Raw genomic sequence first — 26,369 nt, 5'->3', positions numbered from 1 at the left:
GTCTCCAGCGCACGATACTGCCGTGGCGGTGACGGCCGCAAGATGGCCACAGGACGGCCACAGGACGGCCACAAGATGGCCGCGGGCCACGGGCCGCCGGGACGGCGCCGGCAAGCGGCCCGGGGCCCTCAGGCGCTGCCGGCGAAGGTCGCCGCGGCGCGCTCCAGGCGGTCTCTCACCGCATCCCAGGCCGCGCCGGCCGGAAGGCGCTCGACCAGGATGCGGTCCAGCCCCAGCGCGTCCAGCCTGCGCAGCCCGTCGTAGAGGTCGCGCGCGAACAGCGCCGGGTCGTCCTCGGCCTGCTCCCAGTGCGCCGATCCGGGCGCGTCGGGGCGATGCCGGCACCAGGCCGCTGCCCGCCGGCCCTGGCCGGCGAGCTCGGCGAGGCGCGCAGCCAGCGCATCGCCGTCGACCAGCTCCACCGGGGTGCGGGGCGCATAGTGCGCGGCCAGGGTTCCGGATGCGCGCGGTGCCTGCGCATCGCGCGGCAGCAGCGGGCAGCCGAGCACGCGTTCGATCCGGTCGGCCGCGACGCCGCCCGGGCGCATCAGCACCGGCGCGCCTCGTGACAGGTCGACGATGGTGGACTCGAGACCGACCTCGCAGGGACCGCCGTCGAGCACCAGCCCGAGCGCGCCCGCCGCATGCGCTGCCAGATCGGCGGCGACGTGCGCGGCCCGCGTCGGGCTGACCCGGCCGAAGCGGTTCGCCGAGGGCGCTGCCACGCCGTGACCGCCCAGCCGAGCGAACGCGCGCAGCAGCGCGAGCGCCACCGGATGCGCCGGGCAGCGCAGCCCCACCGTGGGCTCGCCACCGCAGGCGAAGCCGGGGGCCTGCGCGCTGCGCCGCACGATCAGCGTGAGCGGTCCGGGCCAGAAGGCCTGCGCCAGCGCGAGCCCCTGCGCGCCGAGCTCGCCCCACCACTGCGCCTGCGCGGCGTCGGCGACGTGTACGATCAGCGGGTGATCCGCAGGGCGGCCCTTGACCCGGTAGATCGCCGCCACTGCCGGGCCGGAAGAAGCGTCCGCTCCGAGGCCGTAGACGGTCTCGGTCGGGAACGCGACGAGTTCGCCGCGCGCGAGCCGGGCCGCGGCCTCCTCGATCGCCATCGGGTCCGCAGGCCGGACGCTCAGCACGCCGGGCAGTCCTGTCGCGCAGACGTCCCGCGGCTGCGCCGCCGCCTGCCGGACCGGGCCGCAGCCGTCATCCGGTGATGCCGAGCTGGCGCTCGATCTGGATCGCGACGCTCATCGCCTCATCCAGCGAGTCGCCGAGCACGGTCACGTGGCCCATCTTGCGGCCGCGCCGGGCCTCGGTCTTGCCGTACAGGTGCAGCTTGGCCTGCGGGTGGCGCAGCACCGCCGCCCAGTCCGGCTCGCGCGGGGTGCGCGCCTGCGCGTCCTCGAACCAGATGTCGCCGAGCAGGTTGATCATCACCGCCGGGGCGAGCTGGCGCACCGACCCCAGCGGCAGTCCGGCCATCACCCGCGCCTGCTGCTCGAACTGGCTGCTGACGCAGGCGTCGATCGAGTAGTGGCCGGAGTTGTGCGGCCTGGGCGCCATCTCGTTGACCACCAGCGAGCCGTCGGACAGCACGAAGAACTCGACGCAGAGCACGCCGACGTAGTCCATCGCCTGCGCGATCTTCAGCGCGGCGTCGGTCGCCCGCCAGGCGACGTCCTGCGAAACCCGCGCCGGCACCGTCGAGAGGGCCAGGATGCCGTCGCGATGGACGTTCTCGGACACCGGGTAGGCGAGTTGCAGCCCGTCGAAGCCGCGGGCGACGACGACCGAAACCTCCATCGCGAGATCGAGCCTGCGCTCCAGCACGCAGGGAACGCCGCCGAAGCGATCGAAGGCGGCGAGCGCCTCGTGGACGTCGGCGACGCGGGCCTGCCCCTTGCCGTCGTAGCCGAGCCGCGCCGCCTTGAGGATTCCGGGGAACAGACCGGGGTCCGCTGCGCGCAGATCGGCCGCGCTGCGGATCTCGGCGTACGGGGCCACCGGGGTGCCGCAGTCGCGCACGAAGGCCTTCTCGACGATGCGGTCCTGGGCAACCGCCACGCTCGCGCCGGCAGGGCTCACGACCATGCCTGCAGCCAGCAGGTCGAGCGCGCTCGCGGGCACGTTCTCGAACTCGGTGGTGACCGCCCGGCACAGCCGACCGAGTTCGGCCAGCGCCTGCGGATCCTCGTAGCCGGCGCACAGGTGGCGGTCCGCGACCGCGCCCGCCGGACTGTCGGCGCCCGGGTCGAGAACACAGACCCTGAAGCCGAGGCTCTGCGCCGCCATGCAGAACATGCGGCCGAGCTGGCCGCCTCCGAGCAGGCCGAGCCAGTCCCCGGGCTGCAGGGGCGGAAGCGGCAGGTGTCTTGCAATCGGCGACTCGAACATGCGCCAGGACTCCGTGGATGCGAACCGTGAGAGGAAGGAGATGCCGTCGGCGGACGGAAACCGCGGGGAACCGCGGGCGCCGCGCGGCTTCAGCCGCGCGGCAGCGTCATGCCGCGCGCGGCCTCGGTCTGGCGGGAACGGAAGGCCAGCAGGCGGGCGGCGAGTGCCTCGTCGGTGGTGGCCAGCATGGCGACCGCGTGCAGCGCGGCATTCGCCGCGCCAGCCTCGCCGATCGCGAAGGTGGCCACCGGCACGCCGCGCGGCATCTGCACGATGGACGCAAGCGAATCCTCGCCGCGCAGGTACTTCGAAGGCACGGGAACGCCGAACACCGGGACGATGGTCTTGGCGGCGAGCATCCCGGGGAGGTGGGCGGCGCCGCCGGCGCCGGCGACGATCGCCCTCAGCCCGCGCCCGCGCGCCTCTTCGGCGTAGCGGAACATGTCGTCGGGCATGCGGTGCGCGGAGACCACCAGGGCCTCGTGCGGAACCTCGAACTCCTCGAGGATGGCGACCGCGTTCCGCATCACTTCCCAGTCGCTGCTGCTGCCCATCAGCACGCCGACCAGCGGCGAGGCCTCGCTCATCGTTGCTCTCCGGTCAGTCGAGTTCGCGGCCGGTCAGCCGGCGCAGTGCCTCGCGGTATTTCTCGGCCGTCGCCGCCACCACCTCGGGCGGCAGGGTCGGCGCAGGAGCCTTCTTGTTCCAGCCCGGCACCGTCTCCAGGTAGTCGCGCACGAACTGCTTGTCGAACGATGGCGGCGAGATGCCCGGCCGGTAGGCGTCGGCCGGCCAGAAACGAGAGGAATCGGCGGTGAGCGCCTCGTCCATCAGGTGCAGCACGCCCTCGTCGTCAAGGCCGAACTCGAACTTGGTGTCGGCGATGATGATGCCGCGCCGGGCGGCATGCTCGCGCGCCCGCAGGTAGAGCTCGATGCTGATCTCGCGAATGCGCTCGGCAAGCAGCCGGCCCACGCGCGACGCCATGTCGTCGAAGGAGATGTTCTCGTCGTGCTCGCCCACCGCCGCCTTGGCAGCGGGGGTGAAGATCGGCTCGGGCAGCTCGGCCGCCTGCAGCAGCCCGGGCGGCAGTGCAATGCCGCAGATCGCACCCGTGGCCTGGTAGTCCTTCCAGCCGGAACCGATCACGTAGCCGCGCACCACCGCCTCGACCATGATCGGCTGCAGGCGCTTCACCACCATCGAGCGGCCCCGCACCTGGTCGACCTCGTCGGCGGCCACCACCGACTCCGGGGCGATGCCGGTCAGGTGGTTGGGCACCAGGTCGGCGAGCTTCTCGAACCAGTAGAGCGCCATCTGGTTGAGCACCCGTCCCTTGTCCGGGATCGGTTCGCCCATCACCACGTCGAAGGCGGACAGCCGATCGGTGGTGACGATCAGCAGCTTGTCTTCGCCGACGGCGTAGTTGTCGCGCACCTTGCCGCGGCCGACCAGGGGCAGCGAGCGGAGGCTGGATTCGTAGAGAGCTGGACGTGCGGTCGCCGGCATCGGGCGGGCTCCTTAAAACGCTATTTTGCCCGAAGCCGGGAGCGCGTCAGCCGCCGCGCAGCGCGCGCAGCCAGCCCAGCCCGGCGGACGTCCCCGCGCGCGGCCGGTACTCGCAGCCGATCCAGCCCTCGTAGCCCAGCGCATCGAGCAGCTCGAACAGGTAGGGATAGTGGACCTCGCCCAGGTCGGGCTCGTGCCGGTGCGGCACGCCGGCGACCTGGACGTGACCGATCCGGGCGAAGTGGCGGCGGATCCTGGTCGCCAGGTCGCCTTCGACGACCTGGCAGTGATACAGGTCCATCTGCACCTTCAGGTTGGGCGCACCGATGCGCTCGACGATCGCATGCGCCTCGGCCTGGAGGTTCAGCAGGTAGCCGGGGAAGTCGCGCGGATTGATCGGCTCGATCAGCGCCTCCAGGCCATGGTCGCCGAGCCGCTGCGCGGCCCAGGCCAGGTTGTCGACGTAGGCCTCGAGGTGCGCGACCCGCTCTGCGCCCCGCCCGACGATTCCCGCCATCAGGTGGATGCGCGGGCAGTCGAGTGCCGTCGCGTACTCGATCGCCAGGTCCACCCCCCGCCGGAACTCCTCGCGCCGGCCGGGCAGCGCGGCCACGCCCCGCTCGCCCGCGGCCCAGTCGCCGGCCGGCGCGTTGATCAGCACCAGCCTCAGGCCGTGCCGGTCGAGCTCGTCGCGGATCTCGGCGGCGCCATGGACGTAGGGGAACTGGCACTCCACCGCCTCGAATCCATCGGCGGCGCAGGCGCCGAACCGCTCCAGGAAGGGGTGCTCGTTGTACATCATCGTCAGGTTGGCGGCGAAGCGGGGCATGGCTCGGACCGGTCGTTCGGGGGCTGGGAGTGCGCGAGGCGGCGCGGCGCGGGGCTCGCCAGGCGGATGATGCACGATCGTTCCCGCTCCCGGGGCCGGTGTAGCATCGACCCTACCCTCGGGAAGCCGACCGGAAAGGCACGCGACATGAACCGGCACACCGGAATCGACGACCTCGTGCGCGGCGTCCCCCGGCGCGCCTTCCTTCGGCTCGCCTGCGCCGCCGGGCTCGCGCTTGCCGCAGCGGGCCCGCTCGCCGCGCAGACTCCCGCCGCGCAGACTCCCACTGCGCAGACGCCCGCCGCGCAGGCGCCGGGCGGGGCGCTGCCGATCTTCGATGCGCACATTCACTACAGCCACGACGCCTGGGACGTGGTCCCGACTGCCGCGGTGATCGCGCTGATGCGCCAGGCCGGGCTGCGCCGGGCGCTGGTCTCCAGTTCCGACGACGAAGGCACGCAGCGGCTGCTGGCGGCCGCCCCGGACCTGGTCATCCCCAGCCTGCGTCCCTACCGGCGCCGCGGCGAGCTCCAGACCTGGATGCACGACCCGGACGTCGCCCGGCACGTCGAGGACCGCCTCGCCAGGCATCGCTACGCCGCGATCGGCGAGTTCCACCTCTACGGGGCCGACGCCGACCTGCCGGTGCCCAGGCGCCTCGTGCAGCTGGCCCGCGATAACAGGCTCGTGCTGCATGCGCACTCCGACGCCGATGCCGTGGAACGTATCTTCCGGCAGGATCCCGGCGCCCGGGTGCTGTGGGCGCATGCCGGCTTCGACCGGCCAGAGAACGTGCGCGCGCTGCTCCAGAGGCACCGCACGCTCTGGGCCGACCTCGCCTTCCGCAGCGAGCATGGCGCGGGCGGCAGGGTCGATCCGGCCTGGCGCGAGCTCTTCGCAGCCTTCCCCGACCGGTTCATGGTGGGCACCGACACCTTCACTCCGGAGCGGCTTCACTACATCCCGGAGCACGCCGCCTGGAGCCGCGCCTGGCTGGCCGACCTGCCCGCGGCGCTGGCCGAACGCATCGCGTGGCGCAACGCCGAGGCGCTGCTGTTGCCGGCATGGGAAGCGAACCGGGCCCGCGGCGACACGCCGACGGCCGATCCCTGCGCGCAGTTGCCCGCCGGCAGCGAGCGGATCGATTCCGACGGCGCGGCGATCGTCTGGCACACCGAGCCTGCGCAGGTGACGGTGGGCAGTCCTTTCGCGATCGTCGCCGCCGTGTGTCCGCTGGGCCAGGCCAAGGGCGCCGAGGTGCGCTCGCTGGCGATCGACGCGACGATGCCGGAGCACCGGCACGGCATGAACTACGTCCCGCAGGTCCGCCGGATGCCGGACGGCCGCTGGCGCGCCGAGGGGCTGCTGTTCCATATGCCCGGCCGCTGGGCGATCGTGTTCGAGGCACAGGTCGACGGCCACCGCGAACTCCTGTCCCGGCTGCTGATGGTGCGCTGATGCGCACTTCGGCGACCCGCGGGGCGCGCAGCCTCGCCTGCGCGCTCGCCCTCTCCTGCGGACTGGCCATGGGCGGTGCGCTCGCCGCGGGTGACCCGGCCGCCACCCTCACCGCCGAGCAGCTCCAGCGGGTGCTCTCGCTGGGCCCCTGGCCGCCGGCCGCGGCCTGCGATCCGACCAGCTGGCTTTCCTGCGACCCGCAGGCGATCGAACTGGGCCGGCGGCTGTTCTTCGACAAGGGGCTTTCGCGCGACGGGCGCCTGGCCTGCGCCAGCTGCCACGACCCCGCCCGCGGCTTCACTGACGGGCGCCCCCGGGCCCAGGGCCTCGCGGCCCACGACCGGAACACCCAGGGCCTGCTCGACGTGGCCGACCGGCGCTGGTTCGGCTGGGACGGCGGCGCCGACAGCCTGTGGGCGGCGGCGATCCGGCCGCTGCTGTCGCCGACGGAAATGGGCGCCGACGCCGCTCTGGTCGCCCGGCGCCTGCGCGCGGACCCGGCGCTCCGTGCGGACCTGGCGCTCGGTGCGAGCCCGGTGCTCGGTGCGGGCCCGGCGCTCGGTGCGGGCCCGGGCCTCGCTGCGGAACGGGGCCTCGCGCCCGGCAGCACGACGGAAGACGAGCGCCTGCTGGTGCGGGCGGGCAAGGCGCTCGCCGCCTGGATGGAGACGCTGCGCTCGCCGCGCACCCCCTTCGACGACTTCCGGGACGCGCTGGCGCGCGGCGACGCCCCGGCGGCGGCCCGCTACCCCGCCGCCGCGCTGCGCGGGCTGAAGATCTTCGTCGGCAAGGGCAACTGCTGGATGTGCCACCTCGGCCCGGGCTTCACCAACGACGAGTTCCATGACGTGGGCATGCCCTTCCTGGCCGCGCCGGGCCGGGTGGACCCCGGCAGGCACGCCGGGCTGCGCCGGCTGCGCAGCGACCCCTACAACCTGCTGGGCCGCTGGGTCGACCGCCGCTCCGGAGACGGCGGCGGCGGCGATCCGGCGCTGAAGACCCGTACCGTCCGCCAGGAGCACCGCAACTGGGGCGAATGGCGCACGCCCACGCTGCGCGGCCTGTCGGCAACCGCGCCCTACATGCACGACGGCCGCCTCGCCAGCCTGCGCGACGTGCTCCGGCACTACTCGGAGCTCGACGAGGATCGCCTGCATGTCGACGGCGAGGCGATCCTGCGCCCGCTGCGCCTGAGCGAGGCCGAGACCGACGACCTGCTGGCCTTCCTGCACAGCCTCGAGGCCGGGCCCGCGCGCCAGGCCGCGACAGGCGACAGGGCCTTTCCCGCCACGTCCGGGCCCGAACGCAGCGGGAAAAGCCCCGAGCGGCCGCGCACCCGACGCTGGTAGCATGGGCCGCCGATGAACGCCTCCCTCCCTCCCCCCCTTCGCCCCTGCGTCCGCCGCGGGGTGCGCGCCGCATGAGCGCGGGTCCTTCCGCTGCGCGGAACGCCGCGCACGGACGGACCGACGGCTGGCGCGCCTGGGTCGGCCCCGTTGCCGTCGTGCTCGCCTTCCTCGCCGGGCTCGCCACCGACGCGCTGAGCGCCGAGCGCCAGGTCAATCTGCTCGCCGCGCCGATGCTCGGGCTGATCGCCTGGAACCTCGCGGTTTACCTGGCGCTGCTGGCCCGCCGCATCGCCGCGGCATCCGGACGGAGCGCCGCGGCCCCCGGGCCGATCGAACGGGCGATGCTGCGCGCGGGCCGCCTCGCCGGTCCCTCGCCGCTGCCCTTGTCGGCGCCAGCGCCGGCGGACCTCGCGCGCGCCTCGGCGGCGCTGCATGCCGCCTCCGCGGCGCTGGCCGCGGGAATGCTCGCGGGCCTCTACCTGCGCGGCCTCGCCTTCGAGTACCGGGCCGGCTGGGAGAGCACTTTCCTGGATGCTTCGGGTGTGCACCTGCTGCTCGGCCTGGTGCTCGGTCCCGCAAGCGCGCTGTCCGGCATCGCACTGCCCGACGCGCAGGCGCTCGGGTCGCTGCGCTTCGGAGCAGGCCCGGGCGAAAGCGCTGCGCGCTGGATCCACCTCTACGCGATCACCGTGGCGCTGCTGGTGATCCTGCCCCGGATCCTGCTTGCGTTGCGCAGCGCGAGACTGGCCCGCCGGCTCGAAGCCATGGCGCCGCAAGCGCGCGCAGTCCACGCGCCCGGCGGCGGCCCGGGCCGCACCCCCGGCGATGACGCCCCCCTGCCCAGGGTGCCGGCGGATGCCGACGGTTCGATCCGCGTCCAGGCGATGCCCTACAGCTTCGCGCCGCCCGAGGCCAGCCGGCGTGGCCTCGAAACGCTGCTCGCGCGCGAGCTCGGACCCGCGGTCACACTGGAGCTGTCGCCCTCGACCTCGCCGGAGCTGGCCGAGACCGAAGGCCTTGGCCGCCTGCTGGATCCGCGCGCCCGCCTGCTGATCGCGCTGTTCCAGATGAGCGCCACACCCGAGCCGCAAACGCACGCCGCCTTCGCCGCCGAACTGAAGCGCCGGCTCGCCCCCGGCGCCGAGCTGCGGGTACTGGTCGACGAGACCGCCTTCCTCGAGCGCTTCGGCAACTCCCCGCAGCGGGCCGCGGAGCGCCGCGCCGCCTGGCGCGCGGTCTTCGAGGATCTCGGCGTCGCGCCCCGCTTCGCCGCGCTCGGCCAACGGCAGGAGACCGCACGATGAGCCAGGATCCCGCGCAGGCGCCGTCGCGCGGCGCACCGGACGCCACCCAGGTCTCGCTGAGCCTGGTCTCGCACACCAACGCAGGCAAGACCACGCTCGCGCGCACCCTGCTCGGCCGCGAGATCGGCGAGGTGCGCGACGCCGCCCACGTGACCGACCTCGCCGAGGGGCACGTGCTGATCGACAGCGCCGAAGGCGACCGGCTCTCGCTCTGGGACACCCCCGGCTTCGGCGACAGCCACCGCCTGGCGCGCCGGCTGGAGCAGTCCGCCAATCCGGTGATCTGGATGCTCGCGCAGGTCTGGGACCGCTTCCGCGACCGCCCCCTGTGGTCCAGCCAGCAGGCGATCCGCAACGTGCGCGACCGCGCCGACGTGGTGCTCTACCTGGTCAACGCGGCCGAGGATCCGGCCGATGCGGCCTACGTCGACCCCGAGCTGCGCATCCTCGACTGGATGGGCAAGCCGGTCATCGCGCTGCTCAACCAGACCGGCGCGCCCCGCCCGCCCGCCGAGGAAGCCGCCGAGATCGCACGCTGGGAGGCCCGGCTGCGTGGCACGCGCACGGTGCGCAAGGTGCTTGCGCTGGACGCCTTCGCGCGCTGCTGGGTGCAGGAAATCGCGCTGCTCGAGGCGGTCGAGGATGTACTGCCGGCGGACAAGCGCCCTGGATTCTCGCGCCTGCTCGGCGCCTGGCAGGCGCGGCGCGAGCGGACTTTCGCGGCGTCGATCCACGAGCTGGCCAGGCGCATTGCGCGGGCGGCGGCCGACGCGCAGGACCTCCCGCCCGGACGGCTGCGCGACACGCTGCGCGAACTCGGCAGTTCGCTGCGCCCTGGCCGCGCGCCCGACGACGGCGAACGGGTCGACACCGCGCGCCGCGCGGCGATGCGGGCGCTCGCCGAGCGGCTGGACGCCGACATCCGCGCCAGCACCGACCGCCTGATCGAATTGCACGGCTTGCAGGGCCGCGCGGCTCAGGTCGTCCTCGAGCGCCTGGCGGAGCACTACGCGGTCGAGACACCGGTGGACGAAGGGCGGGCAGCGATCCTCGGCGGCCTGGTCGCGGGATCGCTGGCCGGGCTGAAGGCGGACATCGCCACCGGCGGCCTCACGCTGGGCGGCGGCCTGCTCGCTGGCGGCCTGCTCGGCGCGCTCGGCGCGGCCGGCCTGGCGCGCGGCTACAACCTGGTGCGCGGCAAGGACGTGGCCTCGGTGACCTGGTCCGACGAGGTGCTGGACGGACTTGCATCGTCAGCGCTGCTGGGCTACCTGGCCGTGGCGCACTACGGCCGCGGACGCGGCGACTGGAGCGCATCCGAGCACCCGCCGCACTGGGAGGCCGTGGTCAGGGAGGCGCTCGAACCGCAGCGTGGCGCCCTGAAGGCGCTCTGGGCGGGCCGGGCACAGCGCCCGTCCAGCACGGAATTCGAGCCCGCGCTGGAGCGCCTGCTGGCCACCGCTGCCCGGCAGGCGCTGGCCCGTCTCTACCCGGGCTTTCGTCCCTGAGCCCTCGGCGCGGCAGGAATCGCCCCCGCCCGCCCGGTCCGCGCGGTCCGCGCGCTCTGCCCGGGCGGCGTGCGCTAAGGTTGACCCCAGGCACATCGCACACGGGGAGTCCGCCATGCCGATCGAGCGCACCGTCACCGCACGAGGGAAGGACGTAGGAGGCCTGGAAGTACACAGGCTGTTGCCGCACAAGGACCTGCGCGCCGTCGGGCCCTTCGTGTTCCTCGACCACATGGGGCCGGCGGTGTTCGCGCCCGGCACGGGCCTGGACGTGCGACCGCACCCGCACATCGGCCTGGCAACGGTCACCTGGCTGTTCGAGGGCGCGCTGCTGCACCGGGACAGCCTGGGCAGCCGGCAGGTGATCCGGCCCGGCGACCTCAACTGGATGACCGCCGGCTGCGGCATCGTGCATTCCGAGCGCACGCCTGCGCCGGAACGCGAGGCCGGCCACCGCCTGCACGGAATCCAGTCCTGGGTGGCGCTGCCGATCGCCCACGAAGAAACTGCCCCGTCCTTCGAGCACTGGCCTGCCGACAGCCTGCCGCGCCTGCGCAGCGGCGACGCGACGGTGACGGTGATCGCGGGCGAGGCCTTCGGCCGGCGCTCGCCGGCGGGGGTGTTCGGGCCCACGCTGTACTGCGCGCTGGAACTGCCCGCGGGTGGACGGCTCACCCTGCCCCCGGAACACGAGGAGCGGGCGCTCTACGCGGTCACGGGCGGGCTCGAGGTGGACGGCGTGCCACTGCCGGAGCGCACGCTCGGGCTGCTGTCGCCGGGCCGCGAATGCATCGTGGATGCCCCGGACGGGGCCCTCGCGATGCTGCTCGGCGGGGCGCCGCTGGACGCGCCGCGCGCGCTGTCATGGAACTTCGTGTCCAGCCGGCGGGAGCGCATCGGCCAGGCCGAGCGGGACTGGAGCGCGCAGCGGCTCGGCAGGATCCCGGGCGAAACCGACTGGATCCCGCTGCCCTGAGAGCCTGCGGGCGCGGCAGGGGCGGCCCGGCCGGAGCCGGGCCGCCCCGCGGGCTCAACCGATGAGCTCGCGCGAGATGATCTCGCGCTGGATCTCGGAAGCGCCGCCGAAGATGGTGAAGGCGCGCGTGTTCAGGTACTTGGCGGTGACCGGGCGGGCCAGATCGTCCAGCACCGGGTCGGCGCCCTCCGCGTAGAGCGGGCGCGTCGTTTCCCAGGCGAGCGCATCCGGACCGAGCACCCGCACGCCCAGCCGCGTCAGCGCCTGTTCGATCTCGCTCCAGCGCAGCTTCATCAGCGACGACACCGCGCCGGGGTTCTGCCCGGTCTGCAGCGAGGACATCACGCGCAGTTCGGTCATTTCGAGGGCGTCGATGTCGATCTCCACCGTCGAGAAGGCCAGCGCGAGATCCGGGTCGTCCAGCACGCTGCCCTCGCCGCCGGGCGTCTCCTGGGCGAGCCGCTGCAGCCACTCGAAGGTGGAGCGCAGGTCGCCCGAAGTGATCGAGCCGCCGCGCTCGAACTCGAGCAGGTACTTGGCGATGGTCCAGCCCTCGCCCTCCTCGCCGACGCGCTGCGAGACCGGCACGCGCACGTCGTCGAAGAACACCTGGTTGACCTCGTGGTCGCCGCCGATCGTGCGGATCGGGCGGATCGTGATTCCCGGCGTCTTCATGTCGACCAGCAGGAAGCTGATTCCCTTGTGCTTCGGCGTATCCTCGCCGCCGGTGCGCACCAGCGCGAACATCATGTTCGCGTGATGAGCGTGGGTGGTCCAGATCTTGGTGCCGTTGACGACGTAATGGTCGCCGTCGCGCACCGCGCGCGTCGCCAGCGAAGCCAGGTCCGAGCCCGAGCCCGGCTCGGAGTAGCCCTGGCACCAGTAATCGTCGCCGGCCAGGATGCGCGGCAGGTAGTACGACTTCTGCTCGGGCGAACCGAACTTCATGATCACCGGGCCGGCCATCTTCAGGCCCATCGGCGACAGGGAGGGAGCGCCCGCGCGGGCCAGCTCGGTGGCGAAGATCCAGCGCTGCACGAGGCTCCAGCCGGTGCCGCCAAACGCGCTGGGCCAGGCGGGCGCGGACCAGCCCTTGTCGTTCAGGATGCGGTTCCACACCCGGCCGATCTCGGGCTCGGAGAAGACCGAAGTGGTGAGGTGGGTGGCGCGGCTCATCTCCGGCGACAGCTTCTCGCCCAGGAAGGCGCGCACTTCGTCGCGGAAGGCCAGTTCATCGGGGCCGAAGGAAAGCTTCATCTCAGTTCTCCGATCCGGCGGCCAGCGGCCGGCGCATCTGTGCATGGCGGCGCAGATGCCACTCCGCGGGTCCGAACATGGCGTCGAGCGCCATCTGGCGGCGCATGTACACGCCGATGGTGAGTTCGTCGGTGACGCCCATGCCGCCGTGCAGCTGGACCGCCTCCTCGGCGACGCGGCGCGCGCCGAGCCCGACCTTGGCGCGCGCCGCAGCGGCAGCGCGGGAGCGCGACTGCGCGTCGCCGGTGCGCTCCGCGTCCTGCAGCGCCAGCACCGCGCCAAGCGTGATCGAGCGCGCCTCCTCGGCATGGATCGACATGTCGGCCATCCGATGGCGCAGCACCTGGTTGGCCGACAGCGGACGGCCGAACTGGTTGCGCTGTTTCGTGTAGTCGACGGTGGCCTTCACCAGCGTATCCATCGCGCCGACCGACTCCGCGCAGGCGGCGACCAGCGCATGGTCGAGCACCCGCTGGAAGGACTCGAGGCTGGCGCCCGGCAGCCGGGCCGAGTCGTCAACGCGCACCCCGCGCAGCGCAAGCGAGCAGGCGCCCGCACCGTCGACCGAGGGGAAGTCGCGGGTGGCGACGCCCGCAGCGCCGCGCTCGACCAGGAAGAAGGCGATTTCGCCTTCACTGGTGCGCGCCGACACGATCCAGGCCTGCGCCGCCGGCCCCGAGGGCACCATGCTCTTGTCGCCCTCGAGCAGCCAGCCGCCGCCGTCGCGGGTTGCGCTGGTCGCGGTGCGCGAGACGTCATGGCCGGTGCCGCGCTCGATCGTCGCCGGCACCACCACCGCCTCGCCGGAGGCCAGCGCGCCGAGCCAGCGCTCGCGCTGCGCGTCGCTGCCGGCATCGGCCAGCAGCCCGCCGGCCATCACTGCGGCGGGCAGGAAGGGCTCGACCACCGGGCCGGCGCCGAGCGCCTCGGCCAGCACGCAGGTCTCGGCCACGCCCTGGCCCAGGCCACCGTCGCGCTCGGGAAGCGTCATCGCCAGCCAGCCCATGTCGGCCATCTCGCGCCAGCGCTCGCCCGCGGGAGGCTGCGCCTCGCCGGCATGGGCGGGGCGGCCGCGCTCGGCCACCCAGCGCACCGCGCTCTCGCGCAGCATCTGCTGCTCGCTCGTCAACTGAAGATTCATCCGGGTATCACCTCGTCAGAGGATGGGGCCGGCGCGCGTCGCCGCGACCGGCCGATGGACTGATGCGGGCGCGCTCAGGCGGCCGACATCACATGGATCGTGCGGGTGGCGACCAGTTCCCTGGTTTTCGCGGAGTAGTCGGCCATGTGCGGCGCCTTCGCATGCGCCGCCAGCGCGGCAGCGTCGCGCCATTTCTCGACGACCACGAAACTGTCTTCGCCGATGCGGGCCTGCCAGCTGCCCATGCCCTCGGCGTCGACGACGGGGACGTACTCGATGCAGCCGTCCTCGGCGCGCACCGCCGGGATGTTGGCTCGGAACGCCTCGAGCACCTCTCCCCGGCGGCCCGGCTTGGCCGTGATGACCGCGATGACATGGATCATGGGACGCTCCTGCGCGTTGGCAGCGGCCCCGCGGCCGCACGAGGAAGCGAGGATACCGGATGCGCGGTGCCGCGGCGCCGGCGCAGGCGCCCCGCCCGGCTGGACCGCAGCCCCGGGTCGGGCCGGCCGTTCCGGATTTCCGCGGGCGCCCGGGGAGCCCGCGTCACGGCGGTTACACTCGAAACCATCGCGCGCGGCGGGCTGGTCCCGCCGCGCCAGGGCAAGGCGCCGGGAGAGCGCCACGCCTCGGAAAGAACCACGGAGACACGCAATGACGAAGCATCGGACGGGCGCCGGCCCGGCGACGCACGCCGGCCGGCTGCAGGGTTCGGTGGCGCTGGTCACGGGCGCGAGCCGCGGCATCGGCCGCGCGATCGCCGAGGCCTTCGCGGCCGAGGGCGCCAAGCTCTGCCTGGTCGCCACCGACGCCGCGCGGCTGCGCGAGGTGGCGCAAGGACTGGCGGGCACGCCCGAGCCTGCGCTCTGCCTGCAGGCCGACGTCACCGACCGCAGCGCCTGCTTCGACGTCGTGGCCGAAGCGCAGGCGCACTTCGGCCACCTGGACGTGCTGGTCAACAACGCGGGCGTCTACCTGGGCAAGTCCTTCCTCGAGCACTCGCCGGAGGAGTTCCAGCGGCTGCTCGACGTCAACCTCTTCGGCGTCATCCACCTGACCCAGGCCGCCCTGCCCGGCATGCTCGCGCGCGGCTACGGCCGCGTCGTCAACATCGCCTCCACCGCGGGGCGCTGGGGCTCGCGCGGACAGAGCGGCTACAACGTCAGCAAGCACGCAGTGGTGGGCCTGACGCGCTGCATTGCGCTCGAGACCGCATCGAAGGGCGTCACCGTCAACGCGATCTGCCCGGGCATCGTCGGCACCGACATGGCCGACAGCCTCAAGCGGGGCCAGGCGGCGGTGATGGGCGTCGACCCCGACGCCGCGCTGGCGGCGACGATCGCCGCGCGCGTGCCGATCGGGCGGGTGCTGGAGCCGCGCGAGATCGCCGACCTTGCGGTGCACCTCGCGTCGCGCGCCGCGGGCGGAATGACCGGCCAGTCGATCCTGGTCGACGGCGGCATGCTGATGGTCTGAGGAATGAGCCGCAAGACGAGCCCAGAATTGACAACGAAGGAGATCCGGATGCTGCATCCCCATGCCCGCGCACTGCTGGAGCTGATCGAGAGCATCGGCGCGCCGCCCACCCACGAGCTCACGCCGCAGGAAGCGCGCAAGATCTACCGCGAGCGCCGCTTCGCGACGCAGCCCGCTTCGCCCGAGGTGGCCGAGACCCGCGAGCTGCAGGCCGAGGGCCCGCACGGCACGATCCCCATGCGGCTGATCCGGCCCAGGGGCGCGGCGAAGGACGCGGTACTCCCGGTCCTGGTCTACTTCCATGGCGGCGGCTGGGTCATCGGCGACCTCGACACCCACGACACGCTGTGCCGCGAGCTCGCCAACCTGTCGGGCTGCGCAGTGATGTCGACCGACTATCGGATGGGACCGGAGCATCGCTTCCCGGCGGCGGTGGACGACTGCGTCGCCGCCGCCTACTGGGTGCGCAGGAACGCCGGCGCGCTGGGCATCGACGCCGACCGGCTCGCCGTCGGCGGCGACAGCGCGGGCGGCAACCTCGCCGCGGTGGTCGCGATCGCCGCGCGCGACGCTGGCGACCTGCCGATCGCCTTCCAGTTGCTGATCTACCCCGCCACCGACGCGCACTGCGGCACCGATTCCTACCACCGCAACGGCGCCGGCTACCTGCTCACGAAAGAGACGATGGCCTATTTCTACAGCCACTACATCGCCGACGCTGCGCACAAGGATGACTGGCGCGCCTCGCCGCTGCGCCGCGAGGACCTGGCGGGGCTGCCGCCGGCGCTCGTGATCACCGCGGGCTACGACCCGCTGCGCGACGAGGGACTGCACTACGCGCAGCGCCTGAGCGAAGCCGGCAACCGCGCCACGCACGTCAGCTTCGAGCGCCAGATCCACGGGTTTGTCACGATGGGCAAGGTGATCGACGAGGCCAACGCCGCAGTGCTGCTGTGCGCAAGCACGCTGCGCAGGGAGCTCAGCCCCTGAGCCTCTGGCGGGCGGGTCAGCGCGGGGCGACGGCACCCCGCCTTCCCTGCCCGGCGGCTGAGAGCGAGTTTTCCCTAGGTTTCATTGAACTGGGAGCCCCGAGATGCGTGCAATGGTCAGCGCCCCCCAGCCCGAGGCGGTCGAAGCCGGCCTCGACATCCTCGCCTCCGGCGGCAACGTGGTCGATGCGGCGATCGGCGCCGCGCTGGTGCAGACCGCGGTCGATCCGCAGATGTGCGGCATCGCAGGCTTCGGCTCGATGCACCTGCACCTGCCCGACCGGGGCGTGCACGAGCTGATCGACTTCCACGGCCGCGCGCCGCTGGCCACGCGGCCGGACATGTGGTCCGACCGGATCGTCGGTGAGTGCGACGACGGCTTCGGCTTCATGCTGCGCGGCCAGGTCAGCGAGCTCGGCTACCAGTCGATGACCACGCCGCTCACGATCAAGGCCTTCGACCAGGCGCTGTCGCGCTTCGGCAGCCGCCCACTCTCGCAACTCATCGAGCCGGCGATCGCCTACTGCGAGGAAGGCTTCCCGGTGCGCCCGCACGTGCATCGCTTCTGGACCGAACCGGCGATGAGCGGCCGCATCGAGCGGGTGCGGGTGCTGAAGGACTTCCCCGCCACCGCGAAGATCTACACCAGGCCCGACGGGTCGATCCACAAGATCGGCGAGATCCTGCGCAACCCCGACATGGGGCGCACCTACCGGCGGATCGCGGAACACGGCGTCGACGACTTCTACGAGGGCAAGATCGGCCACCGGATCGCGGCGGACATGGCGGCGCACGGCGGACTGATCATCCTCGAGGACCTGGCGCGCTGCGCCACCGAGACCGCGCAGCCGCTGTGGACCACCTATCGGGGCCACCGGGTGGCGACCAACCCGCTGCCCGGCGGCGGCCTGCTGATCGTGATGATGCTCAACATCCTCGAGCACTTCGACCTGGCCGCGATGGGCCACGACTCGCCGGAGTACATCGCCGCGGTGTCGGAGGCGATGAAGATCGCCACCGTCGCGAAGGACACCCGGATGGGCGACCCGCGCTTCGTCGACGTGCCCGTGGCAGAGTTCACCTCGAAGGAATGGGCCGCGAGGATGGCGGACCGTATCCGGCGCGGCGAGAAGACCTCGGTGCCGCGGATCAATCCGGGCGGCAAGGAGAGCCGTGAAACCACCCACATCTGCGTGGCCGACGCCAGCGGCGCCTGCGTGACGATGACTCATTCGCTGGGGTCGAGCTCCGGCGTGGTCACCGAGGGTCTCGGCTTCATGTACAACAACTGCATGATGGTCTTCGACCCGCGTCCGGGCCGGCCGGGCTCGCTGGCGCCGGGCAAGGCACGCTTCTCGGCGATGTCCCCGACCATCGTGTTCCGCGGCGACGCGCCTTTCTTCCTGGTCGGCGCGCCGGGCGGCACCACCATCACGATGGGCAACCTGCAGGCGATCCTGAACGCGGTCGACTTCGGGATGGACGCCCAGCAGGCAGTGAGCGCGCCGCGCTTCTGCGCGACCTCCGACACCATCGAGCTCACCAACCGCATCCTGCGCTCCACGCAGCGGGCGCTGGAGGCACGCGGCTACCCGGTGGTGCGCCACGCGTTCAGCCACATGGCGCCGCTGGTGCACGCGATCCGGATCGTCGACGGCCGCCTCGACGGCGGTGCGGACCCGGCCGGAGACGGGATGGCGGCCGGCTTCTGAACCGGCGGCCGGGCATTCCGCCCGGTGCGAGGCTGCGGGCGCATGGCCTGCGCCCGCAGCATCTGCGGCGGGTTCCCCGAAGCGGCGGCGCCTTCGCCCGCCTGCGGGGACCCGCCGCGGCCAGGCTCAGGCGAGCTTGGCCATGCTGCCGGTCTCTTCTGCCAGCAGGTAGTAGAAGGTGACCCGCTCCTTCGACCGGTCGCCCTTCATCCGCTCGACGACCTTCCTGATGCCGGCGTCCGCCGCGGCAGCGTCCAGGCCCAGCTTCTTCGCGGCGAAACCGTCGCGCACCCGTGCGAGCTCGTCCGGATCCGAGGAAGACACCAGGGAGGAGTCGCGGTTGCGCAGCGCGATGCCGCAGTACTTGACGATGGATTCGACCGCTTTCGCGTCGACGCTGGCGGTGTACTTCGCGATGTCTGCCGAGTAGTCGCTCATGGTTCCTCCGTTGGCGGGTCAATTCCCTCCGCGAGTTTAGCCCCGCGGACCCTCGAGCTTCCAGCCCTCGGCGGCGGCCAGGCGGTGCGGAAGTTCCTGCGCGAGGAAATCGAACACGGTTCGCACCGCCCGGTTGCCGCGGATCTCCCGATGGACCGCGAGCCAGCAGGGCATCGGCGGGATGCGCAGCTTCGCCAGCACCGGCACCACCCCGGGCCAGTCGGCCACGCAGTAGCGCGCGACGAAGCCGATTCCCGCGCCCTCGGCGAGCAGGCGGCCGTAAGCGACGTGGTCGTCGGTGCGCAGCGCAAACTGCTCGCGCGCCACCGGCAGGCCCAGCGAGGCGAAGGCGCGCAGGATCAGCTCGTCGGTGTCATAGCCGATCAGCCGGTGGCCGAGCAGGTCGGCAGGCTCGCGCGGAACGCCGGCCCGCGCAAGGTAGCTCTGGTGGGCGAAGGCCCCGACAGCGACGTCGCCGATGCGACGCGCGACCAGCGAGCCCTGCACCGGACGGGCCATGCGCACCGCGATGTCCGCCTCGCGGCGCAGCAGGTTGTCAACGCGATTGGACGCCACCAGCTCGAGCGCGATCGCCGGCTCCGCGGCCTGGAGCGCGGCCAGCACAGGGGGCAGCAGATGCACTGCGGCGACCTGGCTGGTGGTGATCCGCACCGTCCCGGCGGCCTCCTGCCGGCGCCCGGCGATGCTGCTCTCGATCGCGCGGGCGCCCTCCTCCATCCGGCGCGCCGCCGCTGCGATCGCGAGCGCCGCCGCGGTCGGCACCACGCCGCGGCCGGTGCGCTCGAACAGCGGCGTGCCCAGTTGCGCCTCGAGATCGGCGAGGTGTCGGCTGAGCGTCGGCTGCCGGGCACCGGTGCGGCGCGCCGCCGCGGTGACGCTGCCGGCGTCCAGCACCGCCAGGAAGCTGCGCACCAGCTGCCAGTCGAAGCCCGGCGGGATCACTGCCGCCGCCCGCGTGCCGCAGCCCGTGCTCCGCGCCCTTGGCGCCGCTGCAGTTCCTGCGCATGACCCGTCATTTCCACGTGCCAGACCCTACTCCGTGCTTCATACGAAAGTGTATGGCTGGAATCCGAATCCAGGCAATTCCCAGATTGGACGAAAACGCTCAGAGTCCGGTCATCGAGAATCAACCACGATGGAGAGACTCCGATGAACGACCGCCCAATCTCCAGCCCCAGCTCGAGCAGCAACTGCGCCTCCGCCCCCACCGTCCTGATTCTCGGTGCCAACGGCCGGCTCGGCACGGCCGCGGTGCAGGCCTTCGCCAACGCGGGCTGGCGGGTGCTGGCCCAGGCCCGACGGCTGCCATCCATGCTGCCCACCGGCGCGCGCGCGCTGGTTGCCGACATCCGCGAGACTGGATCGATCGCGGCACAGGCCGCCGGAGCCCGCGCGGTGCTGTACGCGGTGAATCCGGTCTACACGCGCTGGCAGCAGGACGCGCTGCCCTTCGCGCGGGCCGGGATGGACATCGCCCAGGCACTGGACGCCACCTTCCTGATGCCCGGCAACGTCTACAACTTCGGCGAGAGCATGCCAGCGCTGCTTGCGGAGTCCACGCCGCAGCGCCCGTCCACCCGCAAGGGGCGGATCCGGGCTGCAATGGAGGCGGAGCTCGAGTTGCGCGCAGCTCGGGGGCTGCGCGGCGTGCTGCTGCGGGCGGGCGACTTCTTCGGCGCCGCCGAGGGTACCTGGCTGGACCTCGCGATCGCCAAGTCGATCGGAGCGGGACGCCTGGTCTACCCGGGTCCGCTCGGGCAGCCCCATGCCTGGGCCTATCTTCCCGACCTGGCGCGCGCCTTCGTCGCGCTGGCGGAGCGCGACGACCTGCCCCGCTTCACGCGGCTGCACTTCCCCGGCCACACGCTGACCGGGTCACAGCTGCTGGAAGGGATCGGGCGTGCGGCGCGCGCGGCGGGACTGGCGCCCGCAGGAGAATTCAGGGTGAAGGGAATGCCCTGGGGCCTGATCCGCCTGATCGGCCTGGCGCTGCCGATGTGGCGGGAAATTGCCGAAATGTCCTACCTGTGGCGGGTGCCGCACGCGCTGGACGGCACCGCGCTGCGCGAGGCCGTGGGCGAACTTCCCGGCACCCCGCTCGACGAAGCCCTGTCGCAGGCGCTGCTGGCGCTTCCCGAGCCGAGGGCGCGAGTCCAGCGCAGCGCCCCGCCGGCCGCGGCGCAGGTGCGCGGCCGGCGGGGCGCTGCGGCGGATCTCAGTTGACGCGCTGCGCCAGCTCGCCCGTCCGGTAACGCTCGACCATCACCGCCAGCGGCACGCCCTTGATCCTGCTGCCCTGCCCCGCGCAGCCGAACTGCTGGTAGCGCTGCAGGCAGATGGCCTTGGCGGCCTCGCGGGCGGGCTTCAGGTATTCGCGCGGGTCGAACTTGGAGGGGTTCTCGGCGAAGAAGCGGCGGATGGCAGCCGTCATCGCCAGGCGGATGTCGGTGTCGATGTTGATCTTGCGCACACCGTACTTGATCGCTTCCTGGATTTCCTCGACCGGCACGCCGTAGGTCTCCTTCATGTCGCCGCCGTACTTGCGGATCTCCTCGAGGAGGTCCTGCGGCACCGAGGACGAGCCGTGCATCACCAGGTGGGTGTTCGGGATGCGGGCGTTGATCTCCTTGATGCGGGAGATGGCGAGGATGTCGCCGGTGGGCTTGCGCGAGAACTTGTAGGCGCCGTGGCTGGTGCCGATGGCGATCGCCAGTGCGTCCACCTGGGTCTGCTTGACGAAGTCGGCGGCCTGCTCCGGATCGGTCAGCAGCTGGTCGCGGGTCATGGTGGCGTCCGTGCCGTGACCGTCCTCCTTGTCGCCCTTCATCGTCTCGAGCGAACCCAGGCAGCCCAGCTCGCCCTCGACGGTGACGCCCACCGCGTGGGCCATGTCGACCACCGTGCGGGTGACGTCGACGTTGTACTCGTAGCTGGCGATGGTCTTGCCGTCTTCCTCGAGCGACCCGTCCATCATCACCGACGAGAAGCCGAGGTCGATCGCGCCGCGGCACACCGCGGGCGACTGCCCATGGTCCTGGTGCATCACCACGGGCACCTTGGGATAGGCCTCGACTGCCGCCTGGATCAGGTGCTTGAGGAAGTCCTCGCCAGCATACTTCCGGGCGCCGGCGGACGCCTGCATGATCACCGGCGCGTCGAGCTCGGCGGCGGCCGACATGATCGCCTGCACCTGCTCGAGGTTGTTCACGTTGAAGGCCGGGATCCCGTAGCGGTTCTCGGCGGCGTGGTCCAGCAACTGGCGCATGGAAACGAGGGGCATCGTTCGACTCCTGGATGGTGGAAACTTGGCCCATCCGGCCGGTCGCTCACCGGCACCGGCCCCCCCGATGGCGACCTCCCGGCCGCAGGCAGGCGCATGGGATCGGTGGCTGGCGCGCAGATGGCGTCTCGATCGGATCGGCGAAGCTCCCGGAAGCGAATTATGCGCCAGTCGGCTGCCCGGGCGCAGTGACATATCGCGCCTGGCGCCCGACTGCGCTTACGATGCCCGACCCCGGGTCGCGGCTCGCCCGGCGCCACGAGGCGGGGCCATGCCGGCCCGCTGCGCGGCTACCAGGCGGTGTCGGACCGGCCGGAAGCCCCGCGCGCGCGCTCCGGGTCTGCGTCGTCGTCGCAGAAGGCGTCATGCAGCGCGCCGATCACGGCCGCAGCGGCCGGGCTGCAGAGGGCGTAGCGCGACTCCTGCCCGCGGCGCCGCGCGGCAACCAGGCCCTGAGCCTGCAGCATCCGGAGGTGGCGTCCCAGATACGGCTGGGCGATGCCGGTGAGATCGCCGAGCGCGGCAACGCTGAGCTCGCCGGGAACCAGCTCGCAGAGGATGCGAAGCCGGTGCTCATGCGACAGGACCTTCAGCAGCGCCACCGCGCGCGCAGTGGGCTCGTCGGCCAGCGAGAAGGGCGTCTGCTCCGCGAGAGCGCGGCTCTGGTCTTTGATGGCCATGGTCGGGCGAGGATAGGCGACAGGCTGGGACGCGTCAAAGGCCTGGCGCCCGGCCGGGGGCCGTGGCGTTTCGAAGACCGGCAGATCGCAGGCTGCCGCCCTGCGGCGGAGCAGCTGCGGCGCGCGCCGTTGCGCTCCGGCACCGCTGCGGTGCCGGAAGGCGCGGCCGCCCTCAGCCGTGCTCGCCGACGCGCAGGATCTTCATCGTGTTGGTCCCGCCGGCCATGCCGATCGGCTCGCCGGTCGTGATGATTACCAGGTCGCCGCGCGCGACGACGCCGGCATCGACCAGCTTCTGCTCCGCCTCCAGCAGCAACGCCTCGCGATCGAGCGAACGGTAGGCGAACAGGATCGGGTGCACCTCCCGGTACAGGCTCATCCGCCGTCGCGTGCCCTCCTCCGGCGTCAGCGCGTAGATCGGCACGCCCGAGTCGATCCTGGACATCCACAACGCGGTGGATCCGGACTGCGTCAGCGCGACGATCGCCTTGATCTTCATGTGATGCGCGATGAACAGCGCGCTCATCGCAAGCGACTGGTCGATGCGCGTGAAGGTGCGGTTCAGGAACTCGCTGGCCATCGGCACCGACTGCGACTGGTCCGCCTCCAGGCAGACGCGCGCCATTGCCTCGACGGTCTCGACCGGGTAGCGGCCGGCCGCGGTCTCCCCGGACAGCATCACGGCATCGGTGCCATCGAGCACCGCGTTGGCCACGTCCGACACCTCGGCCCGCGTGGGCACCGGCGAACCGATCATCGACTCCATCATCTGGGTGGCGGTGATGGTCAGCCGGTTCAGCTCCCGCGCCATGCGGATCATCCGCTTCTGCAGCGCGGGCACCGCAGCGTCGCCGACCTCGACCGCGAGGTCGCCGCGCGCGACCATGATCCCATCGGAGGCCTTGAGGATCTCGTCGAGGTTGCCGATCGCCTCGTAGCGCTCGATCTTGGCGATCACCAGCATGCGCCCGCCCGCCGCGCGCATCAGCTCGCGGGCCATGTACATGTCGCTCGCATTGCGCGGGAAGGAGACCGCGAGGAAGTCCGCCTCCAGCGCCACCGCGTGCCGGATGTCCTCGAGGTCCTTGGCAGTGAGCGCCGGCGCCGACAGCCCGCCCCCCTGCCGGTTGATGCCCTTGCGGTCCGAGAGCACCCCGCCGGCCAGCACCGTGGCTTCGATCGTCCGCGCGCCCACGCGCACGACGCGCATGGTGATGCGTCCGTCGTCGAGCAGCAGCGTGTCGCCGGGCTTCACGTCGTGCACCAGCTCGGCGTAGTCGAGCCCGACGCGGCCCTGGTCGCCCACCGCGAGGCTCGTGTCGAAGACGAAGGGATCGCCCGCGGCAAGCTCGATCCTGCCGTGCTCGAAGCGGCCGATGCGGATCTTCGGGCCCTGCAGGTCGGCCAGAACGCCGATGTCGCGCCCCAGCCGCGCTGCGATCTCGCGCACCTGGCGCGCCGCCTGTGCGTGCTGCTCGGCGCTGCCGTGCGAGAAATTGAGCCGCACGACGTTGACGCCGGCGACGATCATCCGCTCGAGTACCGCGGGGTCCGCGCTCGCGGGCCCGAGAGTGGCGACGATCTTGGTGGCGCGGGGTGAGAACATCGGGGCGGGCTCCAGGGTCTTGATCAGCCCCTAGCGTAGCGCAGCCGAAGCCGCGCCAACCCCTGCCCCGCTACCGGGCGCCCCCGCCCGGCACCGCCCGGCAACGCCCGGCAACGCCCGGCGCGCGGCCCACCACACCACCCGCCACGCCGCCCGCCAGGCCCGGCACCTGCGTCAGCCGGCCGCGCGCGCCTCGAGCGCCGCCACCGCGGGCAGCACATGGCCTTCGAGGAACTCGAGGAAGGCGCCGCCGCCGGTGGAGATGTATTCGACCTGGTCGGTGATGCCGAACTTGGCGATCGCCGCGAGGGTGTCGCCGCCGCCGGCAATGGAGAAACCGGGCGAATGCGCGATCGCCGCCGCCAGCGCGCGCGTGCCGCCCGCGAACTGCTCGTACTCGAACACCCCGACGGGGCCATTCCAGACGATGGTGCCGGCCTCGGCGATCACCGCGGAGAACATGGCCGCGGTCTTGGGGCCGATGTCGAGGATCATGTCGTCGGGGCCCACGTCCTCTGCCGCCACCTTGTTGCCGCGCGCATGCGCGGAAAGCTCGTTGGCCACGACGACGTCGACCGGCAGCGGCACCGAGGCGCCCCGCGCCGCCATCGCATCCATGATCGCGCGGGCCTCGGCGAGCAGGTCGGGTTCGGCGAGCGAGCGGCCGATCGGCCGGCCGCTGGCAGCCAGGAAGGTGTTGGCGATGCCGCCGCCGACGATCAGCTGGTCGACCTTGTCCGACAGGCTCTTCAGGATGGTGAGCTTGGTGGAGACCTTGGAGCCCGCCACGATGGCCACCAGCGGCCGCCGCGGATTGCCCAGCGCGCGGCCCAGCGCGTCGAGCTCGGCCGCCAGCAGCGGGCCCGCGCAGGCCACCGGAGCGTATTTCGCGATGCCGTGCGTGGTGGCCTCTGCGCGGTGGGCCGTGCCGAAGGCGTCGTTCACGTAGACGTCGCAGAGCGCGGCCATCTTCTTCGAAAGCGCCTCGTCGTTCTTCTTCTCGCCCTTGTTGCAGCGGCAGTTCTCGAGCAGCACCACCTCGCCCGGGCCGACGGAGAAGCCGCCGTCGACCCAGTCGCGCACCAGCGGCACCTTGCGGCCGAGCAGCTCGGCCAGCCGCGCCGCGATCGGCGCCAGCGAGTCCTCGGGGCGCAGCTCGCCCTCGGTGGGCCGGCCCAGGTGCGAAGTGACCATCACGGCCGCACCGGCCTTCAGGCAGTGTTCGATCGCCGGGATCGACGCGCGGATGCGCGTGTCGTCGGTGATCGCGAGCTTGTCGTCCTGCGGGACGTTGAGGTCCGCGCGGATGAAGACGCGCTTTCCTGCGATTTCGAGGTCGGTGAGCCGCTTGAACTGCATGCCGCCTCCGCTTACTTCGCTACCATCAGGGCCGTGGTGGTGTCCAGCATGCGGTTGCTGAAGCCCCACTCGTTGTCGTACCAGCTCGACACCTTGACCAGCCGGCCCGAAACCTTGGTCAGCGTGGAGTCGTAGTTGGACGAAGCCGGGTTGTGGTTGAAGTCCACCGACACCAGCGGCGCATCGCTGTACTCGAGCACGCCCTTGAGCGCGCCTTCCGAGGCTTCCTTCATGATGGCGTTGATCTCCTCGACCGAGGTGTCGCGCGCAGCGATGAAGGACAGGTCGACGATCGAGACGTTGATCGTGGGCACGCGCATCGCGTAGCCGTCCAGGCGGCCGTTGAGCTCGGGCAGCACCAGGCCGACCGCGGCGGCTGCGCCGGTCTTGGTGGGAATCATCGACATCGTGGCCGAGCGCGCGCGGCGCAGGTCCTCGTGGTAGACGTCGGTGAGCACCTGGTCGTTGGTGTAGGCGTGGATGGTGGTCATCAGGCCGTTGACCACGCCGATGCGGTCGTGCAGCGGCTTGACCAGCGGCGCCAGGCAGTTGGTGGTGCACGAGGCGTTGGAGATCACGGTGTCGGAGGCCTTCAGCACCGAGTGATTGACGCCGTAGACCACGGTGGCGTCGACGTCCTTGCCGCCGGGTGCCGAGATGATGACCTTCTTCGCGCCACCCTTCAGGTGCGCCGAGGCCTTCTCCTTGCTGGTGAAGAAGCCGGTGCACTCGAGCACCACGTCCACGCCCAGCTCGCCCCACGGCAGCTCGGCCGGGTTGCGGTTGGCCAGCACCCGGATGCGGTCGCCGTTGACGACGATGCTGTCGCCGTCGACCTTGACCGTGCCGGGGAACTTGCCGTGCGCGGTGTCGTACTGCGTGAGATGGGCGTTGGTGCTGGCGTCGCCGAGGTCGTTGATCGCCACGATCTCGATCGGATGCTTCTTGCCGCCTTCGTAGTGGGCACGCAGGATGTTGCGGCCGATGCGGCCGTAACCGTTGATGGCTACACGGATGGTCATGGCGATGGTCCCTGGGTCGAATGAAGGATCGGTCGATGCCGCGGGGACCGTCCCCGCAGCG

24 protein-coding genes are annotated in these 26,369 nt (G+C 72.2%); 9 read left to right on the top strand and 15 right to left on the bottom strand.

Features of this window, described 5'->3' with window-relative positions:
- Positions 1-128: 128 nt before the first annotated feature.
- From HNQ70_RS10945 to otnI, 5 genes are all read right to left on the bottom strand, one after another.
- A complete protein-coding gene (locus HNQ70_RS10945; protein ID WP_183967993.1) occupies positions 129-1,109 on the bottom strand; it encodes an L-threonylcarbamoyladenylate synthase in 981 nt (326 codons plus the stop codon).
- A 94-nt stretch (positions 1,110-1,203) separates the two neighbouring features.
- Positions 1,204-2,379 (bottom strand): 5-(carboxyamino)imidazole ribonucleotide synthase, encoded by a 1,176-nt coding sequence (locus tag HNQ70_RS10940; RefSeq protein WP_425504364.1) that lies wholly within the window; start codon positions 2,377-2,379, stop codon positions 1,204-1,206.
- A gap of 104 nt (positions 2,380-2,483) precedes the next feature.
- The gene (gene purE / locus HNQ70_RS10935; RefSeq protein WP_183967354.1) at positions 2,484-2,981 is read right to left on the bottom strand and encodes a 5-(carboxyamino)imidazole ribonucleotide mutase; all 498 of its coding nucleotides are present in this window, start codon (positions 2,979-2,981) and stop codon (positions 2,484-2,486) included.
- A 13-nt stretch (positions 2,982-2,994) separates the two neighbouring features.
- Entirely contained in the window at positions 2,995-3,903 is a 909-nt protein-coding gene (locus tag HNQ70_RS10930) for a phosphoribosylaminoimidazolesuccinocarboxamide synthase (protein ID WP_183967352.1), read from the bottom strand.
- Between the two features lie 46 nt (positions 3,904-3,949).
- A complete protein-coding gene (gene otnI, locus HNQ70_RS10925; RefSeq protein ID WP_183967350.1) occupies positions 3,950-4,732 on the bottom strand; it encodes a 2-oxo-tetronate isomerase in 783 nt (260 codons plus the stop codon).
- Positions 4,733-4,879: 147 nt separating this feature from the next.
- On the opposite strand from otnI, the gene HNQ70_RS10920 reads away from it, so the two are divergent.
- The 5 genes from HNQ70_RS10920 (at position 4,880) to HNQ70_RS10900 (ending at position 11,327) form a co-directional block, all read left to right on the top strand.
- Positions 4,880-6,190, top strand: coding sequence for an amidohydrolase family protein (locus HNQ70_RS10920; RefSeq protein ID WP_183967348.1), 1,311 nt, complete (start codon positions 4,880-4,882; stop codon positions 6,188-6,190).
- Positions 6,190-7,539, top strand: a complete 1,350-nt coding sequence (locus HNQ70_RS10915) for a cytochrome-c peroxidase (RefSeq protein WP_183967346.1) — start codon at positions 6,190-6,192, stop codon at positions 7,537-7,539. The genes HNQ70_RS10920 and HNQ70_RS10915 overlap by 1 nt, the downstream gene beginning before the upstream one ends.
- 71 nt (positions 7,540-7,610) lie before the next feature.
- Complete coding sequence (locus HNQ70_RS10910) at positions 7,611-8,843, top strand: DUF2868 domain-containing protein (RefSeq protein ID WP_183967344.1); 1,233 nt, start codon at positions 7,611-7,613, stop codon at positions 8,841-8,843.
- Positions 8,840-10,351, top strand: coding sequence for a GTPase domain-containing protein (locus HNQ70_RS10905; protein WP_183967342.1), 1,512 nt, complete (start codon positions 8,840-8,842; stop codon positions 10,349-10,351). The genes HNQ70_RS10910 and HNQ70_RS10905 overlap by 4 nt, the downstream gene beginning before the upstream one ends.
- 115 nt (positions 10,352-10,466) lie before the next feature.
- Complete coding sequence (locus HNQ70_RS10900; protein WP_183967340.1) at positions 10,467-11,327, top strand: pirin family protein; 861 nt, start codon at positions 10,467-10,469, stop codon at positions 11,325-11,327.
- Positions 11,328-11,381: 54 nt separating this feature from the next.
- On the opposite strand, the gene HNQ70_RS10895 is transcribed toward HNQ70_RS10900, so the two are convergent.
- The 3 genes from HNQ70_RS10895 to HNQ70_RS10885 form a co-directional block, all read right to left on the bottom strand.
- Positions 11,382-12,584, bottom strand: a complete 1,203-nt coding sequence (locus HNQ70_RS10895; protein ID WP_183967338.1) for an acyl-CoA dehydrogenase family protein — start codon at positions 12,582-12,584, stop codon at positions 11,382-11,384.
- Between the two features lies 1 nt (position 12,585).
- Positions 12,586-13,725, bottom strand: a complete 1,140-nt coding sequence (locus HNQ70_RS10890; RefSeq protein WP_183967336.1) for an acyl-CoA dehydrogenase family protein — start codon at positions 13,723-13,725, stop codon at positions 12,586-12,588.
- 74 nt (positions 13,726-13,799) lie between these two features.
- Positions 13,800-14,108, bottom strand: coding sequence for a putative quinol monooxygenase (locus tag HNQ70_RS10885; RefSeq protein ID WP_183967334.1), 309 nt, complete (start codon positions 14,106-14,108; stop codon positions 13,800-13,802).
- Between the two features lie 271 nt (positions 14,109-14,379).
- Between HNQ70_RS10885 and HNQ70_RS10880 the strand changes: the two genes are divergently transcribed.
- The 3 genes from HNQ70_RS10880 to HNQ70_RS10870 all read left to right on the top strand — a co-directional run bounded on the left by HNQ70_RS10880 (position 14,380) and on the right by HNQ70_RS10870 (position 17,902).
- Positions 14,380-15,201, top strand: coding sequence for an SDR family NAD(P)-dependent oxidoreductase (locus HNQ70_RS10880; RefSeq protein WP_183967332.1), 822 nt, complete (start codon positions 14,380-14,382; stop codon positions 15,199-15,201).
- A gap of 48 nt (positions 15,202-15,249) precedes the next feature.
- Positions 15,250-16,191 (top strand): alpha/beta hydrolase, encoded by a 942-nt coding sequence (locus HNQ70_RS10875; protein WP_183967330.1) that lies wholly within the window; start codon positions 15,250-15,252, stop codon positions 16,189-16,191.
- Between the two features lie 103 nt (positions 16,192-16,294).
- On the top strand, positions 16,295-17,902 hold the full coding sequence (locus HNQ70_RS10870) for a gamma-glutamyltransferase family protein (RefSeq protein WP_343060736.1): 1,608 nt from the start codon (positions 16,295-16,297) through the stop codon (positions 17,900-17,902).
- A gap of 126 nt (positions 17,903-18,028) precedes the next feature.
- Here HNQ70_RS10870 and HNQ70_RS10865 read toward each other — a convergent pair whose 3' ends face one another.
- Together HNQ70_RS10865 and HNQ70_RS10860 are read right to left on the bottom strand one after the other, a co-directional pair.
- Positions 18,029-18,340 (bottom strand): DUF2853 family protein, encoded by a 312-nt coding sequence (locus HNQ70_RS10865; RefSeq protein WP_183967326.1) that lies wholly within the window; start codon positions 18,338-18,340, stop codon positions 18,029-18,031.
- Between the two features lie 36 nt (positions 18,341-18,376).
- Positions 18,377-19,303 carry a LysR family transcriptional regulator gene (locus HNQ70_RS10860; protein ID WP_343060735.1) on the bottom strand — a complete coding sequence of 309 codons (927 nt, stop codon included), beginning with the start codon at positions 19,301-19,303 and terminating at the stop codon, positions 18,377-18,379.
- Between the two features lie 207 nt (positions 19,304-19,510).
- On the opposite strand from HNQ70_RS10860, the gene HNQ70_RS10855 reads away from it, so the two are divergent.
- Positions 19,511-20,584 (top strand): NAD-dependent epimerase/dehydratase family protein, encoded by a 1,074-nt coding sequence (locus HNQ70_RS10855; protein WP_183967324.1) that lies wholly within the window; start codon positions 19,511-19,513, stop codon positions 20,582-20,584.
- Here HNQ70_RS10855 and fba read toward each other — a convergent pair.
- The 5 genes from fba to gap form a co-directional block, all read right to left on the bottom strand.
- On the bottom strand, positions 20,577-21,641 hold the full coding sequence (fba, locus tag HNQ70_RS10850; RefSeq protein ID WP_183967322.1) for a class II fructose-bisphosphate aldolase: 1,065 nt from the start codon (positions 21,639-21,641) through the stop codon (positions 20,577-20,579). The two genes, HNQ70_RS10855 and fba, sit on opposite strands and share 8 nt — an antisense overlap.
- A 290-nt stretch (positions 21,642-21,931) precedes the next feature.
- Positions 21,932-22,321, bottom strand: coding sequence for an ArsR/SmtB family transcription factor (locus HNQ70_RS10845; protein ID WP_183967320.1), 390 nt, complete (start codon positions 22,319-22,321; stop codon positions 21,932-21,934).
- Positions 22,322-22,493: 172 nt separating this feature from the next.
- Positions 22,494-23,927: a pyruvate kinase gene (pyk, locus tag HNQ70_RS10840; protein WP_183967318.1), complete on the bottom strand. Its 1,434-nt coding sequence runs from the start codon at positions 23,925-23,927 to the stop codon at positions 22,494-22,496.
- Positions 23,928-24,101: 174 nt separating this feature from the next.
- On the bottom strand, positions 24,102-25,286 hold the full coding sequence (locus tag HNQ70_RS10835; RefSeq protein ID WP_183967316.1) for a phosphoglycerate kinase: 1,185 nt from the start codon (positions 25,284-25,286) through the stop codon (positions 24,102-24,104).
- Between the two features lie 11 nt (positions 25,287-25,297).
- Positions 25,298-26,308, bottom strand: coding sequence for a type I glyceraldehyde-3-phosphate dehydrogenase (gene gap, locus HNQ70_RS10830; protein WP_183967314.1), 1,011 nt, complete (start codon positions 26,306-26,308; stop codon positions 25,298-25,300).
- Positions 26,309-26,369 lie beyond the last annotated feature (61 nt).

The sequence above is a fragment of the Quisquiliibacterium transsilvanicum genome, from assembly GCF_014202215.1.
GTDB classification, from domain to species: Bacteria; Pseudomonadota; Gammaproteobacteria; order Burkholderiales; family Burkholderiaceae_E; genus Quisquiliibacterium; species Quisquiliibacterium transsilvanicum.
The sequence above is the reverse complement of the archived record's forward strand: the minus strand, read 5'-3'. Positions and strand labels throughout refer to the sequence as shown.

Coding starts and splice junctions, on each gene's coding strand:
- HNQ70_RS10945 (WP_183967993.1), bottom strand. CDS start 1,109: ATGGCGATCGAGGAGGCCGCGGCCCGGCTCGCGCGCGGCGAACTCGTC.
- purE (WP_183967354.1), bottom strand. CDS start 2,981: ATGAGCGAGGCCTCGCCGCTGGTCGGCGTGCTGATGGGCAGCAGCAGC.
- HNQ70_RS10930 (WP_183967352.1), bottom strand. CDS start 3,903: ATGCCGGCGACCGCACGTCCAGCTCTCTACGAATCCAGCCTCCGCTCG.
- otnI (WP_183967350.1), bottom strand. CDS start 4,732: ATGCCCCGCTTCGCCGCCAACCTGACGATGATGTACAACGAGCACCCC.
- HNQ70_RS10920 (WP_183967348.1), top strand. CDS start 4,880: ATGAACCGGCACACCGGAATCGACGACCTCGTGCGCGGCGTCCCCCGG.
- HNQ70_RS10915 (WP_183967346.1), top strand. CDS start 6,190: ATGCGCACTTCGGCGACCCGCGGGGCGCGCAGCCTCGCCTGCGCGCTC.
- HNQ70_RS10910 (WP_183967344.1), top strand. CDS start 7,611: ATGAGCGCGGGTCCTTCCGCTGCGCGGAACGCCGCGCACGGACGGACC.
- HNQ70_RS10905 (WP_183967342.1), top strand. CDS start 8,840: ATGAGCCAGGATCCCGCGCAGGCGCCGTCGCGCGGCGCACCGGACGCC.
- HNQ70_RS10900 (WP_183967340.1), top strand. CDS start 10,467: ATGCCGATCGAGCGCACCGTCACCGCACGAGGGAAGGACGTAGGAGGC.
- HNQ70_RS10895 (WP_183967338.1), bottom strand. CDS start 12,584: ATGAAGCTTTCCTTCGGCCCCGATGAACTGGCCTTCCGCGACGAAGTG.
- HNQ70_RS10890 (WP_183967336.1), bottom strand. CDS start 13,725: ATGAATCTTCAGTTGACGAGCGAGCAGCAGATGCTGCGCGAGAGCGCG.
- HNQ70_RS10885 (WP_183967334.1), bottom strand. CDS start 14,108: ATGATCCATGTCATCGCGGTCATCACGGCCAAGCCGGGCCGCCGGGGA.
- HNQ70_RS10880 (WP_183967332.1), top strand. CDS start 14,380: ATGACGAAGCATCGGACGGGCGCCGGCCCGGCGACGCACGCCGGCCGG.
- HNQ70_RS10875 (WP_183967330.1), top strand. CDS start 15,250: ATGCTGCATCCCCATGCCCGCGCACTGCTGGAGCTGATCGAGAGCATC.
- HNQ70_RS10870 (WP_343060736.1), top strand. CDS start 16,295: ATGCGTGCAATGGTCAGCGCCCCCCAGCCCGAGGCGGTCGAAGCCGGC.
- HNQ70_RS10865 (WP_183967326.1), bottom strand. CDS start 18,340: ATGAGCGACTACTCGGCAGACATCGCGAAGTACACCGCCAGCGTCGAC.
- HNQ70_RS10855 (WP_183967324.1), top strand. CDS start 19,511: ATGAACGACCGCCCAATCTCCAGCCCCAGCTCGAGCAGCAACTGCGCC.
- fba (WP_183967322.1), bottom strand. CDS start 21,641: ATGCCCCTCGTTTCCATGCGCCAGTTGCTGGACCACGCCGCCGAGAAC.
- HNQ70_RS10845 (WP_183967320.1), bottom strand. CDS start 22,321: ATGGCCATCAAAGACCAGAGCCGCGCTCTCGCGGAGCAGACGCCCTTC.
- pyk (WP_183967318.1), bottom strand. CDS start 23,927: ATGTTCTCACCCCGCGCCACCAAGATCGTCGCCACTCTCGGGCCCGCG.
- HNQ70_RS10835 (WP_183967316.1), bottom strand. CDS start 25,286: ATGCAGTTCAAGCGGCTCACCGACCTCGAAATCGCAGGAAAGCGCGTC.
- gap (WP_183967314.1), bottom strand. CDS start 26,308: ATGACCATCCGTGTAGCCATCAACGGTTACGGCCGCATCGGCCGCAAC.